We start from the raw sequence: 25,195 nt of genomic DNA on the forward strand, positions 1-25,195 counted from the left end.
CTCCGCCTGCGGGGCACTGCCCTCGAAGGGGGATGCATGGGTCCGACACGTCCCCACCTGACGCTTGCCCACTCGGTCGAACGGCCGGCCCCTATGACGATTGGCATGACGGTCGAACCTGTCGCGATCATCGATATCGGCTCGAACTCGGTGCGGCTCGTCGCCTATGACGGGCTCCAGCGCGCACCGACGCCGCTCTACAACGAGAAGGTCCTGTGCGGGCTCGGCCGCAGCGTCTTCTCCACGGGCCGCCTCAACGAGGATTCCGTGCAGCGGGCGCTCGCCGCCCTGCGCCGCTTCCGCGTCCTGTGCGACACCATGCGGATCGAGCGCATCTTCGTGCTGGCCACCGCCGCGGCGCGGGACGCGGCCAACGGCCCCGCTTTCCTGGAGGCGGCTCGCGCGGCGCTCGGCCAGGAGATCCAGCTGCTCTCCGGCCGACGCGAGGCCGAATTGTCGGCGCTCGGCGTCGTCTCGGGCTTCTACGCGCCCGACGGCGTGGTGGGCGATCTCGGCGGCGGCTCGCTGGAACTGGTCGATGTCAGGGGTACAACGGTGGGGCAGGGCGTGACCATGCCGCTCGGCGGCCTGGCCCTCCAGGATCTCTCCGAGGGCTCTCTCAAGAAGGCGCGCAAGCTCGCCCGCGACCATCTGAAGAAGGCCGAGCCGCAGCTCGACACCCTGCGCGGGCGCACCTTCTACGCCGTCGGCGGGACGTGGCGGGCGCTGGCCCGCCTGCATCAGGCCGCCCGGCAATACCCGCTCCACGTCATGCACGGCTACGCGGTGGAGCCTTCCGACGAGCTGAGCTTCCTCGAAATGGTGGAGGCGAGCGACGCCGCGACCCTGCAGGAGGTCGAGACCATCTCCGAGGCGCGCCGGCCGCTGCTGGCCTTCGGCGCGGTGGTGCTGGAGGAGATCATCCGCCTGGGCAAACCCCGCGAGATCGCGATCTCCGCCTTCGGCGTGCGCGAGGGCCTGCTGTTCGAGCAACTCGACCGCGAGACGCGCCTGACCGACCCGCTGATCGTCTCGGCCCAGGAGCTGAACCTGCAGCGTGCCCGCTCCCCCGATCACGGCGAGGAACTGCGCGACTGGACCGACCACTTCATCACGAGCCTCGACGGCCCCGAGACGGCGGGCGAGCGCCGCCTGCGTCACGCGGCCTGCCTGCTCTCCGACATCGGCTGGCGGGCCCATCCCGATTATCGCGGCGAGCAGAGCCTCAACGTGCTGGCCAACGCCGCCTTCGCCGGCATCGACCATCCCGGCCGAGCCTACCTCGCGCTGTCGGGCTATTTCCGCCACGAGGGCGTGGCGCCGGAGAAGGCGAGTCAGACCCTGCGCACGCTCGCCGGCCCCCGGCTGTTCGACCGCGCCCGTCTCGTCGGCGCCCTCATGCGCGTCGCCTTCCCGGTCTCGGCCGGAATGGCCGGTCCGCTCAAGCGGATGCCGGTCGCGGTGGAGGACGGCAAGGTCGTTCTGCGCCTGCCCGCCGAGTGGGCCGAACTCAACGGCGAGCGCCTGCTGAGCCGCGTGCGCGGGCTCGGCCGCGTGGTCGGTCTCGACGGGCGGGTCGAGGTCGGCTGAGGCGAAGTCTGCTCGCGAAGGATAGAGAGCCGGCCTCAGCCCGAGAGGCGCGTATGGGCCACCGCGATCTCCCGCTCCGCATCGGCCATCAGGTAGGCGATGCGCGGACCGTCGAGTTTGGCGTCGGCCAGGCGCTGGCGCAGGTCGGCCTCGTAGCTCTTCTGCTCGGCGCGCCGGACCGGCGGCAGCAGGCGCAGCAGCATCGGGCTGGCGATTTCGCTGCGCACGAGGCCGCGATGGTTGGCGAGCCGCCGCAGGCTGGTGGCGAGATCTTCCAGCTTCGATTCCGGCCGATACTGGCGGGCGGAAACGCGGGCGCTGCCGGGCTGAGACATGGTGCAACCTTCTTGCGATACTCTGCGAGACGGTAACCTGCCCCCGATTTGTTTTTCCTTGCGAAAGACCGTTAACGCCTTGCGCGGGCTCAGACCGGCTCGCCCCGGTCCGGGCGCGACGCCGGGCCGGGGAGAGATGCGGGAGGTAGGTGGGCCTTGCGCCGGGATCGCGGTTCCTGTTCCCCGCGCCCCCGACACACCTGCAGCCGCTCGGCCCACTGAGCGTCACAGGAACGGTGCAGAGAACTGGTCCGCACCGCCCCGTCACTGCCGGCCCCGTTGCCACGCAGGCCCGAGAGGGCTCGCGAAACCATCGGACGCATCGGCCCCGGGGAGGGCCGATGTAGAGGCCCGCGCCGCCGCGGGCAACCGCGCCGGCGCGCTGTCGCGCGACTGCGACGCTTCGCCCGCGCTCTGGCTTACCGCAGCGAACCGCAGAAGCGCTGGATGCGGCGGCAGGCCTCCTCCAGGGTCTTGTTGGAAGTGGCGTAGGAGATGCGCAGGTTGGGCCCCAAGCCGAAGGCCGAGCCGTGCACCGCGGCGACGCCCTCGGCCTGCAGCAGCTCGGTGACGAAATCCGCGTCCGAGCCGATGGTCTTGCCCGTCTCGGTCGTCTTGCCGATCAACTCGGCGCAGGACGGGTAGACGTAGAACGCGCCTTCCGGCACCGGGCATTTCAGGCCGTTGGACTGGTTGAGCATCGAGACCACGAGGTCGCGCCGCTCCTGGAACGCCGCCTTGAAGCGCGCGAGGTGCTCCTGCGTGCCGTCGAGCGCGGCCACGGCCGCCCATTGCGAGATCGAGGAGGCGCCCGAGGTCTGCTGGCCCTGCACGAAGTCCATCGCCTTGATCAGCTGTTCCGGACCGGCGGCGTAGCCGATGCGCCAGCCGGTCATGGCGTACGCCTTCGAGACGCCGTTCATGGTGAGCGTGCGCTCGTAGAGGCCGGGCTCGACCTGGGCCGGGGTGACGAATTCGAAGTCGCCGTAGGTCAGGTGCTCGTACATGTCGTCGGTGAGCACCCAGACCTGCGGGTGGCGCATCAGCACGTCGGTGATCTTCTTCATCTCGTCGCGGCTGTAGGCGGCACCCGACGGGTTCGACGGCGAGTTGAGGATGATCCACTTGGTCTTCTGTGTGATGACGCGCTCCAGCTCCTCCGGCTGGAGCTTGAAGTCGTGGGCCATGTCGGTCTCGGCGAAGACCGGCGTGCCGCCGCACAGGATCACCATTTCCGGGTAGGAGACCCAGTAGGGACGCGGGATCACCACCTCGTCGCCGGGGTTCAGGGTCGCGAGGAGCGCATTGTAGATGACGTGCTTGCCGCCGGTGCCGACGATGGTCTGCGAGACCTTGTAGTCGAGCCCGTTCTCGCGTTTGAACTTCTTGACGATCGCCTCGCGCAGCGGGTTGATGCCCGAGACCGGCGGGTACTTGGTCTCGCCCCGGCGGATCGCATCGATCGCCGCCTCCTTGATGGGGTCGGGCGTGTCGAAGTCCGGCTCGCCGACCGAGAGGCTGATGACGTCGACGCCCGAGGCTTTCAGCTCACGCGCCTTCTGGGTCATCGCGATGGTCGCGGACGGCTTCACCCGCGAGAGGGCGTCGGCGAGAAAGCCCATGGCAGTTCTCCAAAAGGTCTTCGAATGCGGCAGGCGCCCGAAAGACGTTTCGGGCCAACGCGGCCCTCGTAATCTTGCGGCGCCGGACGGGCAAGCGCCGCGAGCGCGCGACGGTCTCCCGACACCAGCGGGCCGCGGGAGAACGTCTTCCCGGCCCGGTTGAACCGCGCCGGACGCCGCCGCGGCGCGGCGATGCTGCAATTTTTCTCAAGCTGGAGCGAAGAGTTTTTCAGGCGTATGTTGCTAGAGTTTTCGGGTATTGTCGGGCCCAAGACGTGCAGTTTATTGCAGTGCGACAGCATATCGGTGCGCCGCAATGAGAAGTGCATGCAGAATTCGGTCGACCCTGAGAGTGCGGACATTGTCCGGGCTGGCGGGGCCGGTCGACGGCATCCTGGGCGGATGACGGCGAGAGGCGGGCAGCACCGCCCGACCGGACGAGGCGAGCGGAGGACGGCGGCCCCATGAAGAAGAACAAGGTCATCACGGCCGAGGAAGCGATCGCGCTGATCCGCGAGAACGACGTCCTGACCACGACCGGCTTCGTCCAGAGTTGCATCCCGGAGGCTTTGCACGCCGCTCTCGAAAAACGCTTCGTCGAGACCGGAAGTCCGCGCGGCTTGACCCTGATCATGACCGCGGGCGCAGGCGACTCGAAGGGCCTCGGCACCGGCCGCCTCCACCATGACGGCCTGCTCACCCGCGTCATCGCCGCCAATTTCGGGCGCATGCCCAAGGTGGCCCAGGCCGCGCAGGCCAACCTGATCCGCGGCTACAACCTGCCGCAGGGCGTCATCTCCCAGCTCTACCGCGCTTGCGCCGCCGGCCAGCCCGGGCTGTTCTCGAAGGTGGGCCTGAAGACCTACGTCGATCCGCGCCACGGCGGCGCCAAGGTCAACGATCTGACCACCGAGGACATCGTCAAGCTCGTCGAGGTCGATGGCGAGGAGTGGCTGTTCTACACCGCCACCAAGATCGACGTGGCCTTCATCCGCGCCACCTCCGCCGACCCATCGGGCAACCTCTCCTTCGAGAAGGAGGCACTGACCCTCGACTGCCTCGCCCAGGCCATGGCTGCGCGCAACAACGGCGGCATCGTCGTCGCCCAGGTCGAGCGCATCGTCGACGACGGCTACCTGCTGCCTAAGGACGTGCGCGTCCCCGGCATCCTCGTCGATTGCGTCGTCGTGGCCGAGCCCGAGATGCACCGCATGAACTACGGCGTGATGTACGACGCCGCGCTCGCGGGCGAGATCCGCGTACCCGTCACCGGCATCAAGCGGATGCCGCTCAACGAGCGCAAGATCATCGCCCGCCGCGCCGCCTTCGAACTGCCGCCCAACGGCGTGGTCAATCTCGGCGTCGGCGCGCCCGAGGGCATCTCCTCCGTCGCCAACGAGGAGAAGATCACCCCCTACATCACGCTGACCACGGAAGCCGGCGCGGTCGGCGGCGTGCTGGCCTCGGGGTCGAGCTTCGGTGCGGCGACGAACGCCGACTGCATCATCGACCAGAACCAGATGTTCGACTTCTACGACGGCGGCGGCCTCGACATGACCTGTCTCGGCATGGCCGAGTGCGACGGCGCGGGCAACGTCAACACCTCGAAGTTCGGAGGTAAGCTCAACGGCTGCGGCGGCTTCATCAACATCTCGCAGAACGCCCGCTCGGTCGTCTTCGCGGGCACCTTCACCGCGGGCGGCCTGGAGATCGCCGTGCAGGACGGTCAGGTGAAGATTGTCACCGAGGGCCGGGCCCGCAAATTCGTCACGCAGGTCCAGCAGAACACCTTCTCCGGCCCCTACGCGGTGGAGCGCTCGCAGCCCGTCATCTACGTGACCGAGCGCTGCGTCTTCCAGCTCACGAAGGAGGGGCTGGAGCTGATCGAGGTGGCGCCCGGCATCGACATCGAGCGCGACATCCTCGCCCACATGGATTTCGCGCCCGTGGTGCGCAATCCGGTGACGATGGACGCGCGCATCTTCCGCGACGAGCCGATGGATCTGATCTCGGACCTGCTTAACCTCGATCTCAAGTCGCGGGTCAGCCTGGATGCCGAGCGCAACATCCTCTTCATCAACCTGGAGGGCTGGTACTGCCGGGTGAAGAGCGACATGGACGAGCTGCGCATGACCATCGTCGAGGCCTGCCGCAAGGCCGGCCAGCGGGTCAACGCCGTGATCAACCACGACGGCTTCCGGCTCAACGAGAACCTCTACGACGACTATGCCGGGATGATCCAATATCTCCAGGCGAACTACTACGCGACCACGACCCGCTACGCGACCAGCGCCTTCCTGCGCCTGAAGATGGAGGAGGCGCTGACCAAGCGCGGCGTCGCCCCCCACGTCTTCGAGCGCAAGGAGGAGGCCCAGGCCTTCCTCGGCACCACCGAGGACAAGAAGGCGCGCAAGATGATCTCGCCGGCCGTAGCCTCAGCCGCCTGAACGCTCCCTCCGCGCGAGGGGCCGCCACGCCGCCCGCTGCTTCTTCGTCCGTTCTGGGCGAGGTCGTCGGGATCGAGGACCATTGGGAGCGCAGCACGCTGCGCTCCAGGCGGCCGGTGCGCGGCGGGATGGCCGATCAGATCCGGCTCGACGTGCTCGGGCTCGGGATCGAGCAGACGATCCGGCATCCGGGACAGACACGGCGCGAGCCCCGACACCGCGGATCGCCCGCGCATGGTCCAGTACGTCAACCGTTACGCGCCGAACGCGGTCGAGCAGGGCGTGTGGCTCTGACTTGTTTCATCCGTCATCCCGCCTTTCTCCTGCGTCCGGCTCCAACGGTTGCTGTCCTCCACGTCGTTCGTCCCGCCGCAGGTGTCGGGAGAGCCGTCTTTCGCTGCATGCGGTGCTGCCGACGGCGACCGAGCGGAGATCGAGGCCGTCGTCGGTCGTGCCCCTCAGCCGGAGCGTTCGGTCCTCGCCCGGGTCACGCGCTGACTGGTCAGGGATGGCGAGCCTGACGCCGGGGGCCTGGCAGGTCTTCACGCGATCACCTTCGCTTGCCGGATGGCTCGGACAAGCCGGGAGGCTCATGGCGAGTACATCGCGCTCCGGGCGCCACTGGGGAAAAGTTGTCGTTTCGGCGCCACCGTTTTCACGTTTGTTAAGTGCCTTGTTTCAAGCCTACCGACCTCTGTCGGGGGTCCACAATGAGAATCACGCTCAAGAACAGCCTCATGGGCCTGTTCGTCCTCATGCTGATCTTGTCCGTCGCACAGGGTGCCGTCGCCCTGATCAAACTCGATGATATCGAGGCGAAGACCGGTGCGCTTCTCGACAACACGATCCCGTCGATGAACGAGGCGAACCTCATCAATAGTCTCGTCATCCGCACCCGGCTCTGGCAGTTCCGCTACATGACGGCGGAGAGCGAGGCCGCCAAGACCGAGAGTGCGGCCAAGGTCGCCGAGTTCATGCGGGACCGGGGCGCAAAGGTCGATGCCTACAACGCACTGGTCTCGTCGCCCGAGGAGCGTACGGCCTACGACGCCATGCGGACGAAGCTCGGCGTCCTGACATCCGATTGGGAGCGTCTGCGCGCGTTCCCTGCGGAGCGCTACGAGGAGGCGATGGCCGCCTTCCGCGGACCGATGAACACGAGCTACCTTGCCGCCTCGGCGTCCGTGCGCGCCCTCACCGACATCAATCTCGCGGCGAGCCGGGCGGCCGATGCCGGGATCCGGCAGGCGCAGACGGAAGCCACGCGCGTCACGGTGATCGTGCTCTGCGTCAGCCTCCTGACGGCGCTCGGGGCGATGGCCTACTCCTTCCTCGGCGTCTCGCGCCCGATCGCGCGGATGAGCGCCGCCATGCGCCGCCTCGCCGAGGGCGACGCCGCCTCGCCGGTTCCCTACAGCCAGCGCCGCGACGAGATCGGCGAGATGTCGAGCGCCGTCGGCGTGTTCCGCGACAACATCCTCCGCACGCGGGCCCTGGAGGAGGAGACCGCGCTCGCCCGGGCCTCGGCCGAGGAGCAGCGCAAGGCCGGCATGCGCCAGATGGCCGACCGCTTCGAATCCGCCATCGGCGGCATCGTCGCCTCGGTCTCCTCCTCCGCCGGCGAGCTGCGGGCGACCGCCCAGACCATGAGCGCCAATGCCGAGGAGACCGCGGCCCAATCCGTCAGCGTCGCCGCGGCCGCCGAACAGGCCTCCAGCAACGTCAACACCGTGGCGGCGGCGGCCGAGGAACTCGGCTCGTCGGTCAGCGAGATCGGCCGGCAGGTCGCGGGCTCCGCCGATCTCGCCCAGGCCGCCGTCGGCGAGGCCAACGGCACCGCCGCCCTCGTCCAGGATCTCGCGCAGGCCGCCAGCCGCATCGGCGACGTCGTGAACCTGATCTCGTCGATCGCGGCCCAGACCAACCTTCTGGCGCTCAACGCCACGATCGAGGCGGCCCGCGCCGGTGCGGCGGGCCGCGGCTTCGCGGTCGTGGCCTCCGAGGTGAAGGAACTGGCGAGCCAGACCGCCCGGGCCACCGCCGAGATCTCGACCCAGATCAACCAGATCCAGGGATCGACCGATCAGGCGGTCTCGGCCATCGCCGGCATCGCCGACCGCATTCGCGAGATCAGCGGCGTCGCCACCGCGATCGCCTCGGCGGTCGAGCAGCAGGGCGCGGCGACCCAGGAGATCGTGCTCAACGTGGCGCAGGCGGCCACCGGAACCGGCGAGGTGACGGGCACCATCGCCAGCGTGGCGGGCGCGGCCGAGGAGACCGGCGCGGCGGCGAGCCAGATGCTCGCCTCGGCCTCCGCCCTGTCGCAGCAGGCCGATCACCTCGGCGCCGAGGTCACCCGCTTCCTGGCGACCGTCCGCGCCGCCTGAGCCGCGAGATTAAGGACCGAACCGCGGAGCGCTCGGATCGGGGCGGCCGGCTTCTTGCCATGCCGCCCCGTGTCTGCTAACGCCCCGCCCATTCCACACGCGGAGCCGGCCCCATGCCTGAATGGGGCGTTTCCGGTGGCCGGCCGATGGCCAGCTACTCCTCCGCGGCGGTATCAACCGGAGAGACCAAAGAATCATGGCCGTCGATTTCTCTATGCGCCAGCTCCTCGAGGCCGGCGCCCATTTCGGGCACCAGTCGCACCGCTGGAACCCGAAGATGCAGACCTACATCTTCGGTACCCGTAACAACATCCACATCATCGACCTCGCCCAGACCGTGCCGGCGCTCCACGCCGCCCTCCAGGCGGTGAGCGACACGGTCGCTCGCGGCGGTCGCGTGCTGTTCGTCGGCACCAAGCGCCAGGCGGCGGATTCCATCGCCGAGGCGGCCAAGCGCTCGGCCCAGTACTACGTCAACTCCCGCTGGCTCGGCGGCATGCTGACCAATTGGAAGACCATCTCCGGCTCGATCCAGCGCCTGCGCAAGGTCGACGAGACGCTCGAAGGCGGGGCCGTCGGCCTCACCAAGAAGGAGCGCCTCATGCTGACCCGCGAGAAGGACAAGCTCGAGAAGGCACTCGGCGGCATCAAGGACATGGGCGGCGTGCCCGACCTGCTGTTCGTGATCGATACCAACAAGGAGCAGCTGGCGATCAAGGAGGCCCAGCGCCTCGGCATCCCGGTCGCCGCCATCGTCGACACGAACTGCAACCCGGACGGCATCTCCTACATCGTTCCGGCCAATGACGATGCCGGCCGCGCCATCGCGCTCTACTGCGACCTGATCGCCCGCGCGGCGATCGAGGGCATCGGCCGCGGCCAGGGCGCGCTCGGCATCGATGTCGGCGCCTCCGAGGAGCCGACCGCCGAGGAGCTGCCGCCGGCCAACGACGACGTCGCGGCCTCCGTCGCCTCCGACGCGATCGCCCCGGCCGACGTCGCCGCGCTGGCCGAGTCAACCGAGCATTTCGAGCAGCTCGCCGCGCCCCGCGGTGCGCCCGACGACCTGACCAAGCTGACCGGTGTCGGCCCGCAGCTCGTGCAGAAGCTCAACGATGCCGGCGTGTGGCACTACTGGCAGATCGCCGCCATGCAGCCCGAGGACGTGGCCAAGCTCGATACGGACCTGAAGCTCAACGGCCGCATCGATCGCGACGGCTGGGTCTCGCAGTCCCGCGCCTTCGTCGAGGCCGCGGCCGCCTGATCCTTCCCACGCGAGGCCGCCGGGCCTGAGGCCCGGCGACCGGACCGTCATCGACCCTACACAGCCCGGTGCTTTCAGCGAGCGCCGGGCTCATTCACTTCAAGACCTGCACTTCAAGACCTGCACTTCAGCCCCCGAGAGGATCGCCATGGCCAACATCACCGCCGCACTCGTGAAGGAGCTTCGCGAAAAGACCGGCGCCGGCATGATGGATTGCAAGGGCGCGCTCAACGAGACCGACGGCGACCTCGAGGCCGCGGTGGACTGGTTGCGCAAGAAGGGTCTCGCCAAGGCCGCCAAGAAGGCCGGCCGCGTCGCTGCCGAGGGCCTCGTGGCCGTCGAGTCCGCCGGCCGCCACGCCGCGATCGTCGAGGTGAATTCCGAGACCGACTTCGTCGCCCGCAACGACAGCTTCCAGGCTTTCGCCCGCGAGGCCGCCAAGCTCGCGCTCAACACGGACGGCACCCTCGAAGGTCTCCAGGCCGCGACCTTCCCCGGCTCGTCCGAGACGGTTCAGGAGAAGCTCTCGAACCTCATCGCCACGATCGGCGAGAACATGACCCTGCGCCGCGTCGCCAAGCTCGAAGTGAGCAAGGGCGTGATCGCCTCCTACGTCCACGGCCAGATCAGCGAAGGCCTCGGCAAGATCGGCGTGCTCGTCGCGCTCGAGTCCGAGGGCGATGTCGAGTTCCTCTCGACGCTCGGCCGCCAGATCGCCATGCACGTCGCCGCCACCGGCCCCGCGGCGCTGGACGCCTCCGGCGTCGACCCGGCCGTGGTCGAGCGCGAGAGCAACATCCTGCGCGAGAAGAACGCCGGCAAGCCGGACCACGTGATGGCCAAGATCGTCGAGAGCGGCCTGAAGAGCTACTACAAGGAGGTCACCCTCCTGGAGCAGCCCTTCGTCCACGACAGCTCCAAGACCATCACCCAGGTGCTCAAGGAAGCCGCGGGCAAGGCCGGCGGCGAGGTCACGATCAAGAGCTTCGTCCGCTACGCGCTGGGCGAGGGCATCGAGAAGGAAGAGGGGCCGGACTTCGCCGCCGAAGTCGCGAGCATGTCGCGCTGACGCAACGGAGGGCCGGCTCAAGGCTCTCCTCGTCACCGATCCTCACAGGTCGTCTCACGGGGGCGGCGGCAGCGATGCCGTCGCCCCTCGACGTTCGGGGCCCCGTATTGCTAGAAGCCGCGGCGCCCCGCACCCGAGACGACGAGGATCTTCGATGTCGGAGACGACGACCTACCGCCGCGTCCTCGTCAAACTCTCCGGGGAGGCCCTGGCCGCCCCCGACGGCTTCTGGCTCCACCCGCCGATGTTGGCGGCGCTGGCCGAGGACATCGCCGCCACGGTCGCCCGCGGCATCCAGATCGCGGTGGTGGTCGGCGGCGGCAACCTGATCCGCGGCGCGCGCATTTCCCAGGCCGGCTGGATCGACCGGGCGACCGGCGATTCGCTCGGCATGATGGCCACCGTGATGAACTCGCTCGCCATCGAGACGGCGCTCAACGCGGCCGGCGTGCAGGCGCGCACGATGTCGGCGGTCTCGATGCCGACGATCTGCGAGACCTATGCCCGCCAGCCGGCCCTGCACCATCTCGACAAGGGGCAGGTCGTGGTGCTCGCAGGCGGCACCGGCAACCCGTACTTCACCACCGATACGGCGGCGGTTCTGCGCGCGGCGGAGCTGCGCTGCGACGCCGTGCTGAAGGCCACCCAGGTGGACGGGGTCTATTCTGCCGATCCGAAGCAGGACCCGGAGGCGATCCGCTACGACCGCATCACCCACGACGAGGCCATCGCCCGCGATCTCAAGGTGATGGACACGGCCGCCTTCGCCCTGGCCCGCGAGAGCCGGCTCACCATCGTGGTGGGCTCGGTGCACGCCCCGAGCTCGATCACCGCGATCCTGACGGGTGCCTCGGTCTCGACTCGCGTGGTGCCGTAGGCGGAGTCTGGCCGTCTGACGTGGTGGCTGGCTCGCTTCGCTGACGGCGGAGAGCTGAAGGCGAGCCGAGCGGAAGCCATCCGAGCCGCAACGGCCTCGCGTTGCGGCTCGGTCGATCGTCTGAAAAATCAGGCGCCCTTGAGGGCGTTATGGCGCTCGATGCCTTCCAGGATCAGCCGCTGGGCCTCCTCCTTGTTGCCCCAGCGCACGACCTTGACCCACTTGCCGGGTTCGAGATCCTTGTAGTGCTCGAAGAAGTGCTGGATCTGGCTGACCGTGATCTCGGGCAGGTCGGTGTAGTTCTCGATCCGGTTGTAGCGCTGGGTCAGCTTGCGGGAGGGGACGGCGATGATCTTCTCGTCCTCGCCACCGTCATCCTCCATCACCAGCACGCCCACGGGCCGCACCGAGATGATCGCGCCCGGGATGATGGCGCGGGTGTTGGCCACCAGCACGTCGCAGGGGTCGCCGTCGCCCGAGAGGGTGTGGGGGATGAAGCCGTAATTGCCCGGGTAGAACATCGGCGTGTAGAGGAACCGGTCGACGACGAGCGTGCCGGCATCCTTGTCCATCTCGTACTTGATCGGCTCGCCGCCGAGGGGAACCTCGACGATGACGTTGACGTCGTGGGGCGGGTTCTTGCCGATCGAGATGGCGTTGATGTCCATGGCCCTGTGCTTTCTCAAGATCAGGCCGCCGGACGCGTCGCGTCGTCCCGCGGGTGCATCGTGCGGGCCGGCTCATGGTGCCGCACCCATCGCCGGCTGTCTTAGAATGGGCGGGCCGGAATTGAAATCGCCCCTTCGGCGGAGTCGGTCCGCCATCCCTGCTTCGCGGCGGAAAACGCCGATCAGGTGAACAGGTAGCCGACCTTCGGCAGACCGATGCCGGAGACGCGCTCGACCGAGTCCGGGCCGGCCACGCCGCCCAGACCCTCGTAGAAGGCGCAGGCGCGGGCGTTGTCGGCCAGCGCCCAGACGCCGATGCGGGTCAGCCCACGGTCGATGAGGTCGTTGCGCACCGCCCGGAACAGGCGGGTGCCGAGCCCGAGCCCCTGGAATTCGGGGGCGATGTAGAGTTCGTCGATCTCGCCGTCCGCCCGCATGGTCCGGTCGCGCGCCCGGCCGTAGGCGGCGTAACCCGCGAGCCGATCCCCGAAGGCGACGACGGCGAGCCCGCGCCCGCCCCCGATCATCGCGCGCCAGGTCGCCGGTCCGCGCCGGGCCAGGAAACGCTCCAGGGCCAGCCCCGGGATCACGCCTTGATAGGCCTCGCGCCACGCCGCGTCGAACACCGCCGAGAGGTCGGCGGCATCCGCGAGACGGGCGCGGCGGATGCTCGCCGTGTTCGTCGTCATCGGAAGGCTCCGGATGGGAGGGCTCCGGTCGGGAGATTCGCCATGATGGGGGCAAAGCGGCCGGTTCGGCAACGGCTTGCAGCGGGGCGGAACAGTCCCGCGTTGTCGCCCCGGCGGCGGGCTGTTAGAGGGACGCTCCGACAGGCTGCCCCGCGCGGATCCGTGTTCAACCGTTTCCTCCCTCCCGAGACGCGCTACGCGCGGCGCATGGCGCGCATCGCGAAGTTCGAGCGGCCCATCGCCGGCTCCCTCGACCGGGCCAAGGCCTGGGCGAACATGCTGCTCGTCGATCACGGGATCTTCCGTCTCGCCTATCTCAACCGGCACCGGATCGGCAGCGGCATCGCGTGGCGCTCGGCCCAGCCGACGCCGCATCAGCTTGCGTGGTTCAAGCGCCAGGGCGTGCGCACCGTGGTCTCCCTGCGCGGCGGGCGCGAGCACGGCTCCTGGCCCTTGCAGCGGGAGGCCTGCGAGCGGCAGGGGCTCACCCTGGTCGAGTTCGTGCTGCGCTCCCGCGAGGCGCCTTCCCGCGAGACGTTGCTGGCCGCCAAGGCGTTCTTCGCGGGGATCGAGTACCCGGCGGTGATGCATTGCAAGTCCGGCGCGGACCGGGCGGGACTGGCCGCCACCCTGTTCCTGATCCTGCACGAGGACCGGCCGGTGCGGGAGGCCCTGCGCCAGCTCTCGCCGCGCTACGGCCATTTCCGCTTCGCCAAGACCGGCATCCTCGATGCCTTCTTCGCCCTGTACCTGCGCGAGGGCGAGGCCCGGGGGCAGAGCTTCCTCGATTGGGTCGAGCACAGCTACGACCCGCAGGCGCTGACGCGAAGCTTCCGCGCCGGGTTCTGGTCCGACCTCGTCGTCGACCGCCTGCTGCGGCGCGAATAGGCTCGCCGCCTTGGCGTTTCGGCTTTCCCGGCTACTCGGGAGCGTGCCCCTGCTCAAGCTGAGGCGCCGTGGGGCGGACGAGAGCGATCTCCACGGTCCGCGCATCGCCGTGATCGGCAATTGTCAGGCCCGCGGCGTCGCCGATGCCCTGCGCATCCTCGCACCGGGGGCGCGGGTGCGGCTGATTCCGATGGCGTCACTCGGCAAGCAGGCCCGCAGCCTCGACGCCTTCGCCGCCGATCTCGGGGCGTTCGACCACGTCTTCTCCCAGCCCTTCCCGGCGGGCTTCTTCCCCGAGGGCGGCTCGGAGGCCCTGCAGGCGCGGCTGCCGCGGATGCGGCTCTTCCCATCGATCGTCTTCACCGCCTTCCATCCGGACGCGGTCTATGTCGGCGATCTGGCCTCGGTGGCACGGGTGCGGCTCGTGCCATCCCCCCTCGGCACCTATCATTCCGCCATCACCCTGTTCGGTTTCCTGCAAGGGCTCCCGGCCGAGCGGATCGTCAATCTGTTCCGGGATGAGGTCCTTGCGGGGCTCGGCTATCTCAATGCCTGGGACATCGCCGCCGCCGACCTGATCGCGTCGAGCCGGGCGATCGGCTTCGACCTGTCGGCGGAGTTGCTGCGCTGGTCGCGCACCGGCCTGTTCATGCACAACATCAACCATCCGCGCCTCGCGGTGCTCGGCGACATCGCCGCGCGGCTGCTGCGCGAGGCCGGCGTCGCGGCGCGGACCGTCCCGGTCGAGGCCTATGCCCCGGATGTGCTGCTCGACGACGCGATCTGGCCGGTCTACCCCCCGGTGGCGACGCTCTACGGCGTGCCGGGTTCGACGGTGTTCAAGCGCCGCCAGCGCAGGGGGGCGCCGCCCGAGACGCTGGGCCTGCCCGCCTTCGTCGCGGAGAGCCTCGCGATCTACCGGGCGCAGCCGCGCGCCAGCCTGACCTGCCACCGCATCGAGCACTGGGCCGCCTCGCCCCAGATCCGGATGCTGTTCGAAGGGGCGTGACAGCGCACCTAGAGCGCTTTCCGAAGAAGTGGACACCGGTTCGTCGAAAGAAAGCACGTCACAACAAAGGCTTAGAGATGCGTCCGGACCCGCCGTGGTCGGGACGCATCTCTAGTCCCAGGTTCCCAAAGGACCAGTCCTTTGGCGGGTTTCGGGGCAACGCCCCGACGTCACCCCTCCGCCTCGTCCTTGCCCCCGCGCTCGGCGAGTCGGGCCAGCGTCGTCATCTCGCGAAACCACGTGCGCACGGGCTTGGCCGGGGTGCCGCCCCAGCGCGAGCCTGGAGGCACGTCGCGGTTGACGTTGGAGGAGCCGGCGATCTGCGAGCCCATGCCGATGCGCAGGTGGCCGACCACGCCGACCTGACCACCGAGCACGACGTAATCCTCCAGGGTGGTCGAGCCGGAGATGCCGACGCCGGAGACGATCACGCAGTGGCGGCCGATCACCACGTTGTGGGCGATCTGCACGAGGTTATCGATCTTGGTGCCCTCGCCGATCACCGTGTCGCGTGAGGCGCCCCGATCGATCGTGGTGTTGGCGCCGATCTCGACATCGTCCTGGACGATGACGCGGCCCACCTGCGGCACCTTGAGGTGGCCGCCGGGGCCCATGGCGAAGCCGAACCCGTCCTGGCCGATCCGGGCACCGGGATGGACGATGACACGGTTGCCGACCAGTGCGTGGGTCAGGGTCGCGCCCGCGCCGACCGAGCAGTCGCGCCCGATCCGCACGTTCGGTCCGATCACCGCGTTGGGGCCCAGCACCGTCCCCGAGCCGATCTCGGCGCCGGGTCCGACCACCGCGCCGGGATCGATGCGCACGCCATCCTCGAGCCGCGCCTGCGGGTGAACATGCGCGCCGGGCGAGACGCCGTCGGCGGTGAAGAGCGAGCGCGGGCGCATCGCCTCCTCGTAGAGACGGGCCAGCAGCCCGGCATAGGCGCGGTAGGGGTCGCGGGTGACGAGGGCGACCGTGCTGGCCGGAACGCGGGCTGAGAACCGCGGCGAGACGAGGCAGGCCAGCGCCCGCGTGCCGGCCAGCGCCTCACCGTAGCGGGCGTTGTCCATGTAGGCGAGTTCGGTCGGCCCCGCGGTTTCGAGCGGGGCGGCCCCGGTCACCGGCTGGGACGGGTCGGCTCCTTCGGGGAGCGGGACGCTGCAGGCCTCGGCGACGGCGCCGAGGGTCAGGCCGCCTTTCGGCGCGATGAAGACGGGATCTGACATGAGGCTGAGCGTGCCGCAGAGAAATGGGTTCGGGCGCCGCTATAGCGCTCTTCGCCGGAGCGGGCACCGCCTCGGGGGCGAAGAAGTCCGCCGGGACGAAAAAGAAAAGAGCCGTGCCGGACCGCGGACGGTCGGGCACGGCTCTCGAAGGGCCGTCGGGCGAGGCGGCTCTGGCGAGCCGCCCCGGATCAGAAGCGCGAGCCGCCGGAGAAGCGGAACGCCTGGAGTTGGTCCTTGCCGACCTTGCCGAGCGCCGTCTGGACACCCTCGTCCTTGGACAGAGCGTAGGCGTAGTCGAAGCGGATCGGGCCGAGCGGCGAGTTCCACAGGATCGAGGCACCGACCGAGGAACGGATCGTCGGCTTGTCGCGCACGTTCACGCACTCGGGCTCGACCCGGATCGCACCGGCACCGAAGTTCGTGTAGTTGCACCCCGATCCCGGTGCGAAGCCGTTGATGATGCTGTCGCGGTTCAGGTCGAAGGTGCGGCGGCCGTCGTAGCCGAACAGCGTACCGGCATCGGCGAACACGGCGCCCTTCAGGCCGAGATCCTTCGGCAGGCCCCAGATCGGGAACTGAACTTCGACGGTGGCGCCGAAGTAGGTCGTGCCGCCGATGGCGTTGGAGCGGGCGTCGGCGATGCCGATGTCGCGCGGGCCGAGGCCGTTCGGAGCGAAGCCGCGGACGAGCGACGGGCCGAGGAAGAACTGGTCGGTGATGCGCAGCGGGTTGTTGTCGAGCGCCGAGATGTGACCGCCCTGCAGGCGCACGAAGCCGACGACGTCTTCCCACAGCTCCTTGTAGTAGCGGGCGTCACCCGTCACGCGGAAGAACTTCGAGTCGCCGCCGATGCCGGCGATGTCGGGCTTGACCTCGGCGTAGAAGCCGTTGGTCGGCCGCTGCAGGTTGTCGAGGGTCGAGTAGGCCAGGGTGACGCCCGCGAGCGAGGTCAGGGTCGAACCCTGGGCGCCCTTGAGCGCGATCGAGGCTTCGCCATCGAAGGCGCAGGTCGGGTAGGCCGGGAGGCCGCCGACATTCTGGCCGGACGAGGGATCGATCGTGCCCGCGGGGTTCAGCTGGGTGTAGCCGGGGATCGCCACCGAGCAGTCGTTGTAGGGCCGCTTGATGGTGTTCGGCACCCGCAGTTCGGTGTTGTAGAGCGAGTAGCGGAAGGTGACGCCGAACTCTTCGGTGATCGGCAGGCCGACGCGGAGCTGGCCGCCGTAGACCGTGGTCTCGTAGCGCGAGAAGCGGGTCAGGTCGGAGTACTTGTAGAAGGCGTCGAAGCCCGCCGCGAGGCGGTAGCCGAGGAAGTACGGCTCCGTGAAGGAGAAGTCGAAGCCCTTGGCGTACTGGCCGCCCTGGGCGGCGACGCGCACGTACTGGCCGCGGCCGAGGAAGTTCGACTCGGAGACCGAGACTTCGCCGATGATACCGTCCTGGGTGGAGTAGCCGCCCGCCACCGAGAACGAGCCCGTGGGCTGATCCTCGACGTCGATGTTCACGACCACCCGGTCCGGTGCCGAGCCCGGCTCGTTGGAGAAGCGCACCTTCTTGAAGAAGCCCAGGCCGTTCAGGCGGCGCTCGGCGCGGTCCACGAGGACGCGGTTGTAGGCATCGCCCTCGGTCAGATCGAGCTCGCGGCGGATGACGTAGTCGCGGGTCCGGGTGTTGCCGCGGATGTTGATGCGCTCGACGTAGACGCGCGGACCGTCCTCGACCACGAAGCCGAGAGAGACCTGATGAGTGGCGCGGTCGCGCTGGCCGGTCGGGCGGACCTGGGCGAAGGGGTAGCCCTGGCGGTTGACCTCGTTGGTCACGCCGACGAGCGACTTCTCCACGTCCTCGGCGTTGTACACGTCGCCGACCTGGGCGCGGATCTGGCCGTCGAGGGCCTCGCGATCGACGCCGGGGATGCGCGGATCCACGGCGACCGCGCCGACGGTGTATTGCTGGCCTTCCTCGACGGTCACGGTGATGACCCAGCCGGTCTCCTCACCCGCCTCGACGTAGCGGGCATCGGCGTTGACGACGCGGAAATCGGCGTAGCCGTTCTTGAGGTAGTAGCGGCGCACGACGTCGAGGTCGGCGGAGATACGATCGGGATCGTAGACGTCGGAGGTCTTGATGAACGAGAGGAAGTTCATCTCGGAAGAGGACATCAGCCCTCTGAGGGTCGATTCCGAGTAGACGCTGTTGCCGACGAAATTGATGGCGCGGATGCCGGTCTTGTCGCCTTCATCGATGGTGAAGATGACGTCGGAGCGGCCGCTCGGCAGGTCGACGAGGCGGGAGCTGACCTTGGCGGTGCCGCGACCCGAGCGCTTGTAGACGTCCCGGATGCGCTCCACGTCCGCGGCGATGACGGCCTGGCTGAGGGCGCCGCGCTCCTTGGACTCCACCACGCTCTCGAGCGTGGCCTTCTCGACCTTCTTGTTGCCCTCAAAGAAGACGCGGCCGACGACGCTGTTCTCACGCACGCGCACCAGGGTGGTGCCGCCGCGCGCCGAGACCTGCACGTCGGAGAAGAGGCCGGTGGAGAGAAGGTTGCGCCGGGCTTCCTCGGGCGAGCCGGAGGCGGTGCCGGTGACGTAGGAGCGGATCGTGTCGGAATCGACCCGCTTGTTGCCTTCAACGACGATCTGCTGGGCCTGCGCGGCGGCGCTGCCGAGGATCACGCCGGCGGCGGTCGCGACCAGAACGATGGCCCGCTCCGCCGACTTTCGCCGGCGCTTTCCCGTCATCGACATCATGTAATCGCCCGTCTCTTTTTTCTCAGCACGGGTTCGCACCCGCAGGCGGCCGTCCTTGGGACGTGCCGCCCTCTGGTCCCAGCCACGCTTCTATCGGGATTCCCCTGCGAAGCAAACGCAGGCGTCGTCCGACATTCAGGGATTTTGAGGGGTCGTGGCCTTCGCGCCACTTAACGGGGAAGGTCCGTTTCGGACGATCTCAGATTAGGGTGAATAGGGCGTAAATATGGTTCGAATCACGTCTTTCCGGTTCCTGTCCGGATTGTCGAAAGACGTCGTTAACCCTCAACGAGAACGGCCCGGCGCGGGCGCCGGGCCGTCGATTCGGGGGAGGGACGTGTCCCGGCTCAGGTACCGCGCTGGCTCAGCGAGGCCCCGAGATTGAGGATGTCGTTCCAGGCGGCGAACAGCATCAGAACGAGCACGAAGGCGAGCCCGATGCGGAAACCGATCTCCTGCGCCCGCTCGCTCAAGGGGCGTCCGCGCACCGCCTCGAAGGCGTAGAAGAGCAGGTGGCCGCCATCGAGCAGCGGGATCGGGAACAGGTTGAGCAGGCCGATCGAGACCGACAGGAGTGCGATCAGGCCGATCAACCCGCCGACGCCGCCGACCCGCGCGACCTCGCCCGAGACCCGGGCGATGCCGATCGGCCCGGAGAGCTGGTCGGCGGATTCGCGTCCCGTGACGAGCTTGCCGATGTAGTCGAAGGTGCGTTCCACCACGAAGGCGGTCTCGAAGGTGCCGAGCTTGAGGGCGTCGAGCGGACCGTAATGCACGAGCTTGGCCGCGCTCGCGTTCGGCCCGTTGATGCCGAGCCGGCCGAAGCGGTGGCGGCCGAACGGCGTGCGCTCGTCGATCATGTCGGGCACGGCGGTCAGGGTCTGCTCCTGGCCGGCGCGCTCCACCGTTACCGCGAGGGAGCTTCCGGCGGCGGCCGAGACGACGCGCTGCATCTCGCCGAAGGTCGCGACCGGGGTGCCGTCGATCGCGCGGATCACGTCGCCGGGCTGGAAGCCGGCGCGGGCGGCGGCGCTGCCCGGCTGCACCGCCTCGACGCGAGCCGGTGTCTCCAGGCGGCCGTTGAAGTAGATCGCCCCGGCGAAGACGGCGATCGCCAGGATGAAGTTGGCGACCGGGCCGGCGGCGACGATGGCCGCGCGCTTGGCCACCGGCTGGGTCGGGAAGCTGACCGCCCGCTCGTGCGGATCCATGCGGGCGACCGCCTCCGGGTCGGGCACGCTGGCGCCGTTGGCATCGCCCACGAACTTCACGTAACCGCCCAGCGGGATGGCCGAGAGCTTCCAGCGGGTGCCCCGCCGGTCGGTGAAGCCGACGAGTTCCGGGCCGAAGCCGATGGAGAAGGCGGTGACGCCGACTCCGCACCAGCGCCCGACCAGGAAGTGACCCATCTCGTGCACGAACACGACGATGGTCAGCACGAACAGGAACGGGATCACCGCGCCGAAGAATCCGGCCGCGTTGCCGCCCATGCTGCTCAAGAAATCCATTGCCGCCATCCTTTTAGGCCGCGACCATCACACCGGTCCGATCATGCGTCGCGATCGGATTCATTGCCGGCGCCATTCGCCCTGACAGGGCGGCCCAGGGGCCTGCAAGACGCGGATCGTCGCACGCCCCACGTGCGAGCGCGAGATCTAATCGCGCGGTCCGCCGGCAATCCGACCCCCGCCGTCCCCGACAAGACTCTGTAAGGGTTAACGCAGGCGGCCTATCCGGCGGCGCGGGCGGCCGGCACGGCCTCCAGGCTCCAGGCCCGGACCTGCGCGTCGATGGCGAGCGCCTCCTCGACATCCTCCGGGGCGCGGCGGTGCTCGCCCGCAAAGTGCTCGACCGCCCGCTCCACGAGTTCAGCGATGCCGTAGAACGGGATCGCGCCGCGGATGAAGGCGGCCACCGCGACCTCGTTGGCGGCGTTCATCACCGTGGGGGCCGCGCCACCCTCGCTGAGGGCCGCGCGGGCGACGCGCAGGCAGGGAAAGCGAGCCTCGTCCGCCGGCTCGAAGGTGAGGCTGCCGGTGGCGGCCAGATCGAGCGGTCGGCCGCGGGCGATCTCCAGGCGGTCGCCCAGGCCGAGGCAGTGGGCGATCGGCACGCGCATGTCGGGCATGGCGAGCCCCGCCGTCACCGCGCCGTCGCGCCACGCGATCAGCCCGTGCACGATCGATTGCGGGTGGACGATCACGTCGAGCCGCGCCGCCTCGATGGCGAAGAGGTGGTGGGCCTCGATCAGCTCCAGCCCCTTGTTCATCAGGGAGGCGGAATCGATGTTGATCTTCATGCCCATCGACCAGGTCGGGTGGGCGGCGGCCTCGGTCGGGGTCGCGGCGGCGATGCGCTCGCGGGTCCACGTGCGGAACGGCCCGCCCGAGGCGGTCAGCGTCATCCGGGCGATGTCGGCGACGCGCCCGTCGCCCATGGCCTGGGCCAGCGCGTTGTGCTCGGAATCCACCGGCAGGATGCGGGCGCCGTAGCGCTGCGCATCGCGCATGAAGGCATCGCCCGCGCAGACCAAGCTCTCCTTGTTGGCAAGCGCGATGGTGCGTCCGAGCCGCAGCGCCGCGTGGGTGGGTTTCAGGCCCGCCGCCCCGCTCACCGCCGCGACGACGATGTCGGCCTCGCGGGCGACCGCCTCCAGCACCGCGTTCTCGCCGGCCCCGTTCGGGATGCCCGAGCCGGACAGAGCCTCGGCCAAAGCCGGGCCGGCGCTCGCGTCGGCGAGGGCGGCGAAATCCGGCTTCATCTCCAGGGCGAGGCGTGCGAGCGCCGCGGCATCCCGGCCGCCGACGAGGGCGCCGACGCGGAAGCGGCCGGCATGCTGGGTGAGGAGATCCGTGGTCGAGCGGCCGATCGAACCGGTGGCGCCGAGGACGGTGACGGTGAGACTCACGGGGATGACTTCCGTTCAGGCATTCAGGAGCCGCAGGGCGGCGAGACAGAGGCCGGCGAGCCCCGCCACGGCGAAGAATCCGTCGAGCCGGTCCATGACGCCGCCATGGCCGGGGATCGAGCGGCCGGAATCCTTCACGCCGTAGCGGCGCTTGAGGCCGGATTCGACGAGGTCGCCGCCCTGCGAGAGGATCGAGGCCAGCCCGCTCAGCGCGGCGACGGCGAGGAGGGGAAGATCGGGCAGGGCGCTCCAGCCCTGGCTGCGGGCGACGAGCACCGTCGCGGTACCGCCGAGAATGCCGGCGGCAAGGCCCCCGAGCGCGCCCGACCACGTCTTCTTCGGGCTCACCCGCGGCATCAGCTTCGGCCCGCCGATCAGGCGGCCGGTGAAGTAGGCCACGCTGTCGGTGGACCAGACCACCGCGAACATCCAGGCGGGGCCGACGATGCCGATGCCGGGATCGAGGCGCAGCAGCGTCGGCACGACCGCGATCACCGCCGCGCCGAGGAGGCCCCAGACCGCCTTGCGCCGGTTGGGGCCGCGGCCGAGGGCGAGGAGGCCGGCCGCGCCGACGATCAGGATCAGGAGCGGAGCCCAGGCAGGCGCACCGAGCAGAAGGGCGACGAGCAGGCCGAGCAGCGTCGCGCCGGTGAGGCCGAGCAGGGGAAGGAGCGGCTCGGAGCGGGTCATGGCAAGCCATTCGGCGGCGCCGACGGTTCCGGCGACGAGCCAGACGAGGGCGAAGGCCCAGCCGCCGACGACGAGGGCGCCGAGCACGGCCGCGCCGAGAACCAGCGCGGAGGCCACCCGCAGGCCGAACTCGCGGGTCGCGAACGGCGCCCGCTGCGCGGGCCGCGCCGCTTCGTTCCCCGTCATCAGCCGGCTCCCGCGCTCAGGCCGCCGAAGCGGCGATCGCGGCGGTGGTACTCGCCGATGGCGGCGAGGAAGGCCTCGTGGTCGAAATCCGGCCAGAAGCCCGGCGCGACGACGTACTCGGCATAGGCCGTCTGCCAGGTCAGGAAGTTCGAGAGGCGCTGCTCGCCGGAGGTGCGGATCACGAGATCCGGGTCGGGGATGCCGGCGGTGTCGAGGGCGTCCGTGACGGTCGGCAGCCCGATTTCGTCGGGCCGCAGGCGCCCCTCCGCCACGGCGGTGGCGATGCGCTGAACCGCCCGGACGATCTCCTGGCGCCCGCCATAGTTGAAGGCGACCACGAGCGTCAGGCCCGTGTTGGCGCGGGTGCGGGTCTCGGCCTCGTCGAGCAGGCCGGCGATGTCGGGCGAGAGGTCCGTCCGGTCGCCGATCACCCGGACGCGCACGTTGTGGGCATGCAGGTCGGCAAGGTCGCCGCGCACGAACAGCTTGAGCAGGCCCATCAGCTCGGAGATCTCGGAAGGCGGTCGGCGCCAGTTCTCGGAGGAGAAGCTGTAGATCGTGAGGTAGCCGATCCCGAGGCTGATCGCGGAGCGCACGGCGCGGCGAACGGCCTCGACGCCCCGGCGATGACCCTCGAAGCGGGGCAGCCCCCGGCGCGCGGCCCAGCGGCCGTTGCCGTCCATGATGATGGCGACGTGCCGCGGTGCGGGCTGCGCCGCACCGTCGGGCGCGGGCTCGCCCGCCTCCCCGATCTGCCGCGCGCCTTCCGAGCGAACCAACGCAGCCTCCCTCTCGCTGCCGCGGCCCGGCGCGGCCCCACCCGTCTTGCGTCCTCGATGCAGGTCCGGGGGTCTCAGACCTGCATGATCTCCTTTTCCTTGGAGGCCAGCACGCCGTCGATCTCGGCGATGGCGTCGTCGGTGGCCTTCTGGACCTCGCCGGCCTGACGCTTCTCGTCGTCCTCGCTGATGGCGCCGTCCTTCTCCAGCTTCTTGAGGATGTCGAGCCCGTCCCGGCGCACGTGGCGCACGGCCACGCGGGCCTCCTCGGTGTATTTGTGGGCGACCTTGACCATCTCCTTGCGGCGCTGCTCGTTCATCTCGGGGATGCGCAGGCGGATGGTCTGGCCCTCGGTCATCGGGTTGAGGCCGAGATCGGATTCGCGGATCGCCTTCTCGACGTTGGTGACCATCGAGCGGTCCCAGACGGAGATCGAGAGCAGGCGCGGCTCGGGCACGCTCACCGTGGCGACCTGCGCCATCGGCATCGAGGCGCCGTAAGCCTCGACCTGGATCGGATCGAGCAGGCTCGGCGTGGCACGGCCGGTGCGCAGCGATCCCAGATCCTTGCTCAGGGAGGAGACGGCGCCCTGCATGCGGCGCTTGATGTCGCCGAGGTCGAAATCCGGTGTAGCCATGGGGTCGAGATCCCGGGGTTTTTCAAAAATCCCGATGCGGTCGGGCGGCGGATGGGCCGGTGCGAGGGCACCCGGCGCGCGGTGCCGCTTCATGAACGAAAAACCGGGTGGCCGCAAATGGCCGTCGACGCCGCCGGATTTCGGCGCAGGGGCGGCTGTCGCGCCGGCCCGCTCCCGCAGGATCGCCCGCGCGGGGCCGCCGTTCGCCTCGGATGGTCCGCCTCGGGCTCCGCCCTGCGTTGCCAGCCCGCCGACGGGCCGTGGCTGCGGCGCAGGTGGCGGACCGGTCCGCTTGGGGGCCTGACCGGTCCGCCTGTCGCCAGCTTGCGCTGAAATGGGCCCATGAGAGCCCTGACGACAACGGGACAACGGTTCCCGTGCGCGCTTTCATCCGGTCCCGCTCGCGGTGACCGAATGAAAGCGCCTGCTTCCAATCGCTGAAGCTGCGTCCCGGCCGGAGGCTATCGATCCCCGAGGCGGCAGGAGAGGGGTGTCTCGATCGGACAGGAGGCCGGCGGCTCGCGGTAGATCCGGACGAGAGGCGGGGTCTCGTCGTTCTCCAGCGCAAGGCGACGCTCTTCCTCGGCGTAGGACCAGCTCCACTCGTCGGAATGCTCGCCGTCGAGGACGACGCCGGCCCGGCAGCCCCAGCCGTGCTCCCGCGCGACCTGCGCCTGCTCGTAGGTTACGGTGAAGTAGCCGAACTCGTGAAGCTCATGGTCGCGGCAGAGGATCTTGCCGTCTGGCGTGACGATGTCCCCCGGTCTGGCGCCTTCCGGCAGCGTGGCTGTCATCTTCTTCTTCCCCCCCCGGATCGTCAGAGATCGCGATGCGTCCCGTTCGAAGATCGAGGTCGATGCCCGGTCACGGAGGCGTGGCCCGCTTCCCGTTCGACAACCTCACTTCGTGAACGTGCAGCGTCTTCGCGAAATCGCAAGGCCGCGCACGACGCAATTCGATCGCAGAGCCGATGTAACAATCATTCCGCCCGCCGCCCGGATAACGGGCGGCGGGCGAAAACCAAGGTGTCCTCGATCTTGGATTTAGGCAAGCTTGACCTTGCGTGCCTCGGCTTCCTCGGCGATTTCGGCCTCCGCGGCGAGGTAGCGCCGCCGCATCGGCTTCAGCACGAAGACGGCCAGGGCCGCGGCCGAGATGTTCAGGGCGATG

Annotated in this window: 20 protein-coding genes; 8 read left to right on the top strand and 12 right to left on the bottom strand. The window is 69.4% G+C overall.

Features of this window, described 5'->3' with window-relative positions; genetic code table 11:
* Positions 1-36 precede the first annotated feature (36 nt).
* Positions 37-1,590: an exopolyphosphatase gene (ppx, locus tag BY998_RS15785; RefSeq protein WP_110352563.1), complete on the top strand. Its 1,554-nt coding sequence runs from the start codon at positions 37-39 to the stop codon at positions 1,588-1,590.
* A 35-nt stretch (positions 1,591-1,625) separates the two neighbouring features.
* Here the strand turns inward: ppx and BY998_RS15790 are convergent, their stop codons facing one another.
* Together BY998_RS15790 and BY998_RS15795 are read right to left on the bottom strand one after the other, a co-directional pair.
* Entirely contained in the window at positions 1,626-1,925 is a 300-nt protein-coding gene (locus BY998_RS15790; protein ID WP_110352564.1) for a hypothetical protein, read from the bottom strand.
* Positions 1,926-2,344: 419 nt separating this feature from the next.
* Positions 2,345-3,547 (bottom strand): pyridoxal phosphate-dependent aminotransferase, encoded by a 1,203-nt coding sequence (locus tag BY998_RS15795; RefSeq protein ID WP_110352565.1) that lies wholly within the window; start codon positions 3,545-3,547, stop codon positions 2,345-2,347.
* 464 nt (positions 3,548-4,011) lie between these two features.
* Between BY998_RS15795 and BY998_RS15800 the strand changes: the two genes are divergently transcribed.
* The 5 genes from BY998_RS15800 (at position 4,012) to pyrH (ending at position 11,591) form a co-directional block, all read left to right on the top strand.
* Positions 4,012-5,994 (top strand): CoA-transferase, encoded by a 1,983-nt coding sequence (locus tag BY998_RS15800; RefSeq protein WP_110352566.1) that lies wholly within the window; start codon positions 4,012-4,014, stop codon positions 5,992-5,994.
* Positions 5,995-6,704: 710 nt separating this feature from the next.
* A complete protein-coding gene (locus BY998_RS15805; RefSeq protein WP_110352567.1) occupies positions 6,705-8,381 on the top strand; it encodes a methyl-accepting chemotaxis protein in 1,677 nt (558 codons plus the stop codon).
* A gap of 196 nt (positions 8,382-8,577) precedes the next feature.
* Positions 8,578-9,645: a 30S ribosomal protein S2 gene (locus BY998_RS15810; RefSeq protein ID WP_110352568.1), complete on the top strand. Its 1,068-nt coding sequence runs from the start codon at positions 8,578-8,580 to the stop codon at positions 9,643-9,645.
* Positions 9,646-9,793: 148 nt separating this feature from the next.
* The gene (tsf, locus tag BY998_RS15815; RefSeq protein ID WP_110352569.1) at positions 9,794-10,714 is read left to right on the top strand and encodes a translation elongation factor Ts; all 921 of its coding nucleotides are present in this window, start codon (positions 9,794-9,796) and stop codon (positions 10,712-10,714) included.
* Between the two features lie 154 nt (positions 10,715-10,868).
* Positions 10,869-11,591: a UMP kinase gene (gene pyrH / locus BY998_RS15820; protein WP_110352570.1), complete on the top strand. Its 723-nt coding sequence runs from the start codon at positions 10,869-10,871 to the stop codon at positions 11,589-11,591.
* A 128-nt stretch (positions 11,592-11,719) separates the two neighbouring features.
* On the opposite strand, the gene ppa is transcribed toward pyrH, so the two are convergent.
* Both ppa and BY998_RS15830 read right to left on the bottom strand, forming a co-directional pair.
* Positions 11,720-12,259, bottom strand: coding sequence for an inorganic diphosphatase (ppa, locus tag BY998_RS15825; RefSeq protein WP_110352571.1), 540 nt, complete (start codon positions 12,257-12,259; stop codon positions 11,720-11,722).
* 182 nt (positions 12,260-12,441) lie between these two features.
* Positions 12,442-12,948, bottom strand: coding sequence for a GNAT family N-acetyltransferase (locus BY998_RS15830; protein ID WP_110352572.1), 507 nt, complete (start codon positions 12,946-12,948; stop codon positions 12,442-12,444).
* Between the two features lie 162 nt (positions 12,949-13,110).
* Between BY998_RS15830 and BY998_RS15835 the strand changes: the two genes are divergently transcribed.
* Together BY998_RS15835 and BY998_RS15840 are read left to right on the top strand one after the other, a co-directional pair.
* Positions 13,111-13,836, top strand: a complete 726-nt coding sequence (locus tag BY998_RS15835) for a tyrosine-protein phosphatase (RefSeq protein WP_110352573.1) — start codon at positions 13,111-13,113, stop codon at positions 13,834-13,836.
* Positions 13,837-13,879: 43 nt separating this feature from the next.
* On the top strand, positions 13,880-14,845 hold the full coding sequence (locus BY998_RS15840; RefSeq protein ID WP_245421612.1) for a WcbI family polysaccharide biosynthesis putative acetyltransferase: 966 nt from the start codon (positions 13,880-13,882) through the stop codon (positions 14,843-14,845).
* 170 nt (positions 14,846-15,015) lie between these two features.
* Here BY998_RS15840 and lpxD read toward each other — a convergent pair whose 3' ends face one another.
* From lpxD to BY998_RS15880, 8 genes are all read right to left on the bottom strand, one after another.
* The gene (gene lpxD / locus BY998_RS15845; protein WP_110352575.1) at positions 15,016-16,071 is read right to left on the bottom strand and encodes a UDP-3-O-(3-hydroxymyristoyl)glucosamine N-acyltransferase; all 1,056 of its coding nucleotides are present in this window, start codon (positions 16,069-16,071) and stop codon (positions 15,016-15,018) included.
* 188 nt (positions 16,072-16,259) lie between these two features.
* Positions 16,260-18,824: an outer membrane protein assembly factor BamA gene (gene bamA, locus BY998_RS15850; RefSeq protein ID WP_110352576.1), complete on the bottom strand. Its 2,565-nt coding sequence runs from the start codon at positions 18,822-18,824 to the stop codon at positions 16,260-16,262.
* A gap of 347 nt (positions 18,825-19,171) precedes the next feature.
* On the bottom strand, positions 19,172-20,332 hold the full coding sequence (gene rseP, locus BY998_RS15855; protein WP_110352577.1) for an RIP metalloprotease RseP: 1,161 nt from the start codon (positions 20,330-20,332) through the stop codon (positions 19,172-19,174).
* A 221-nt stretch (positions 20,333-20,553) separates the two neighbouring features.
* Positions 20,554-21,732 carry a 1-deoxy-D-xylulose-5-phosphate reductoisomerase gene (dxr, locus tag BY998_RS15860; protein ID WP_110352578.1) on the bottom strand — a complete coding sequence of 393 codons (1,179 nt, stop codon included), beginning with the start codon at positions 21,730-21,732 and terminating at the stop codon, positions 20,554-20,556.
* A gap of 15 nt (positions 21,733-21,747) precedes the next feature.
* A complete protein-coding gene (locus BY998_RS15865; protein ID WP_110352579.1) occupies positions 21,748-22,608 on the bottom strand; it encodes a phosphatidate cytidylyltransferase in 861 nt (286 codons plus the stop codon).
* Entirely contained in the window at positions 22,608-23,387 is a 780-nt protein-coding gene (locus BY998_RS15870) for an isoprenyl transferase (RefSeq protein WP_110352580.1), read from the bottom strand. Before BY998_RS15870 ends, BY998_RS15865 begins: the two co-directional genes overlap by 1 nt.
* A gap of 74 nt (positions 23,388-23,461) precedes the next feature.
* Positions 23,462-24,025 carry a ribosome recycling factor gene (gene frr, locus BY998_RS15875; RefSeq protein WP_110352581.1) on the bottom strand — a complete coding sequence of 188 codons (564 nt, stop codon included), beginning with the start codon at positions 24,023-24,025 and terminating at the stop codon, positions 23,462-23,464.
* Positions 24,026-24,486: 461 nt separating this feature from the next.
* The gene (locus BY998_RS15880; RefSeq protein ID WP_110352582.1) at positions 24,487-24,819 is read right to left on the bottom strand and encodes a hypothetical protein; all 333 of its coding nucleotides are present in this window, start codon (positions 24,817-24,819) and stop codon (positions 24,487-24,489) included.
* Positions 24,820-25,195 lie beyond the last annotated feature (376 nt).

It is taken from the genome of Methylobacterium sp. B4, from assembly GCF_003201865.1.
Taxonomy (GTDB): domain Bacteria; phylum Pseudomonadota; class Alphaproteobacteria; order Rhizobiales; family Beijerinckiaceae; genus Methylobacterium.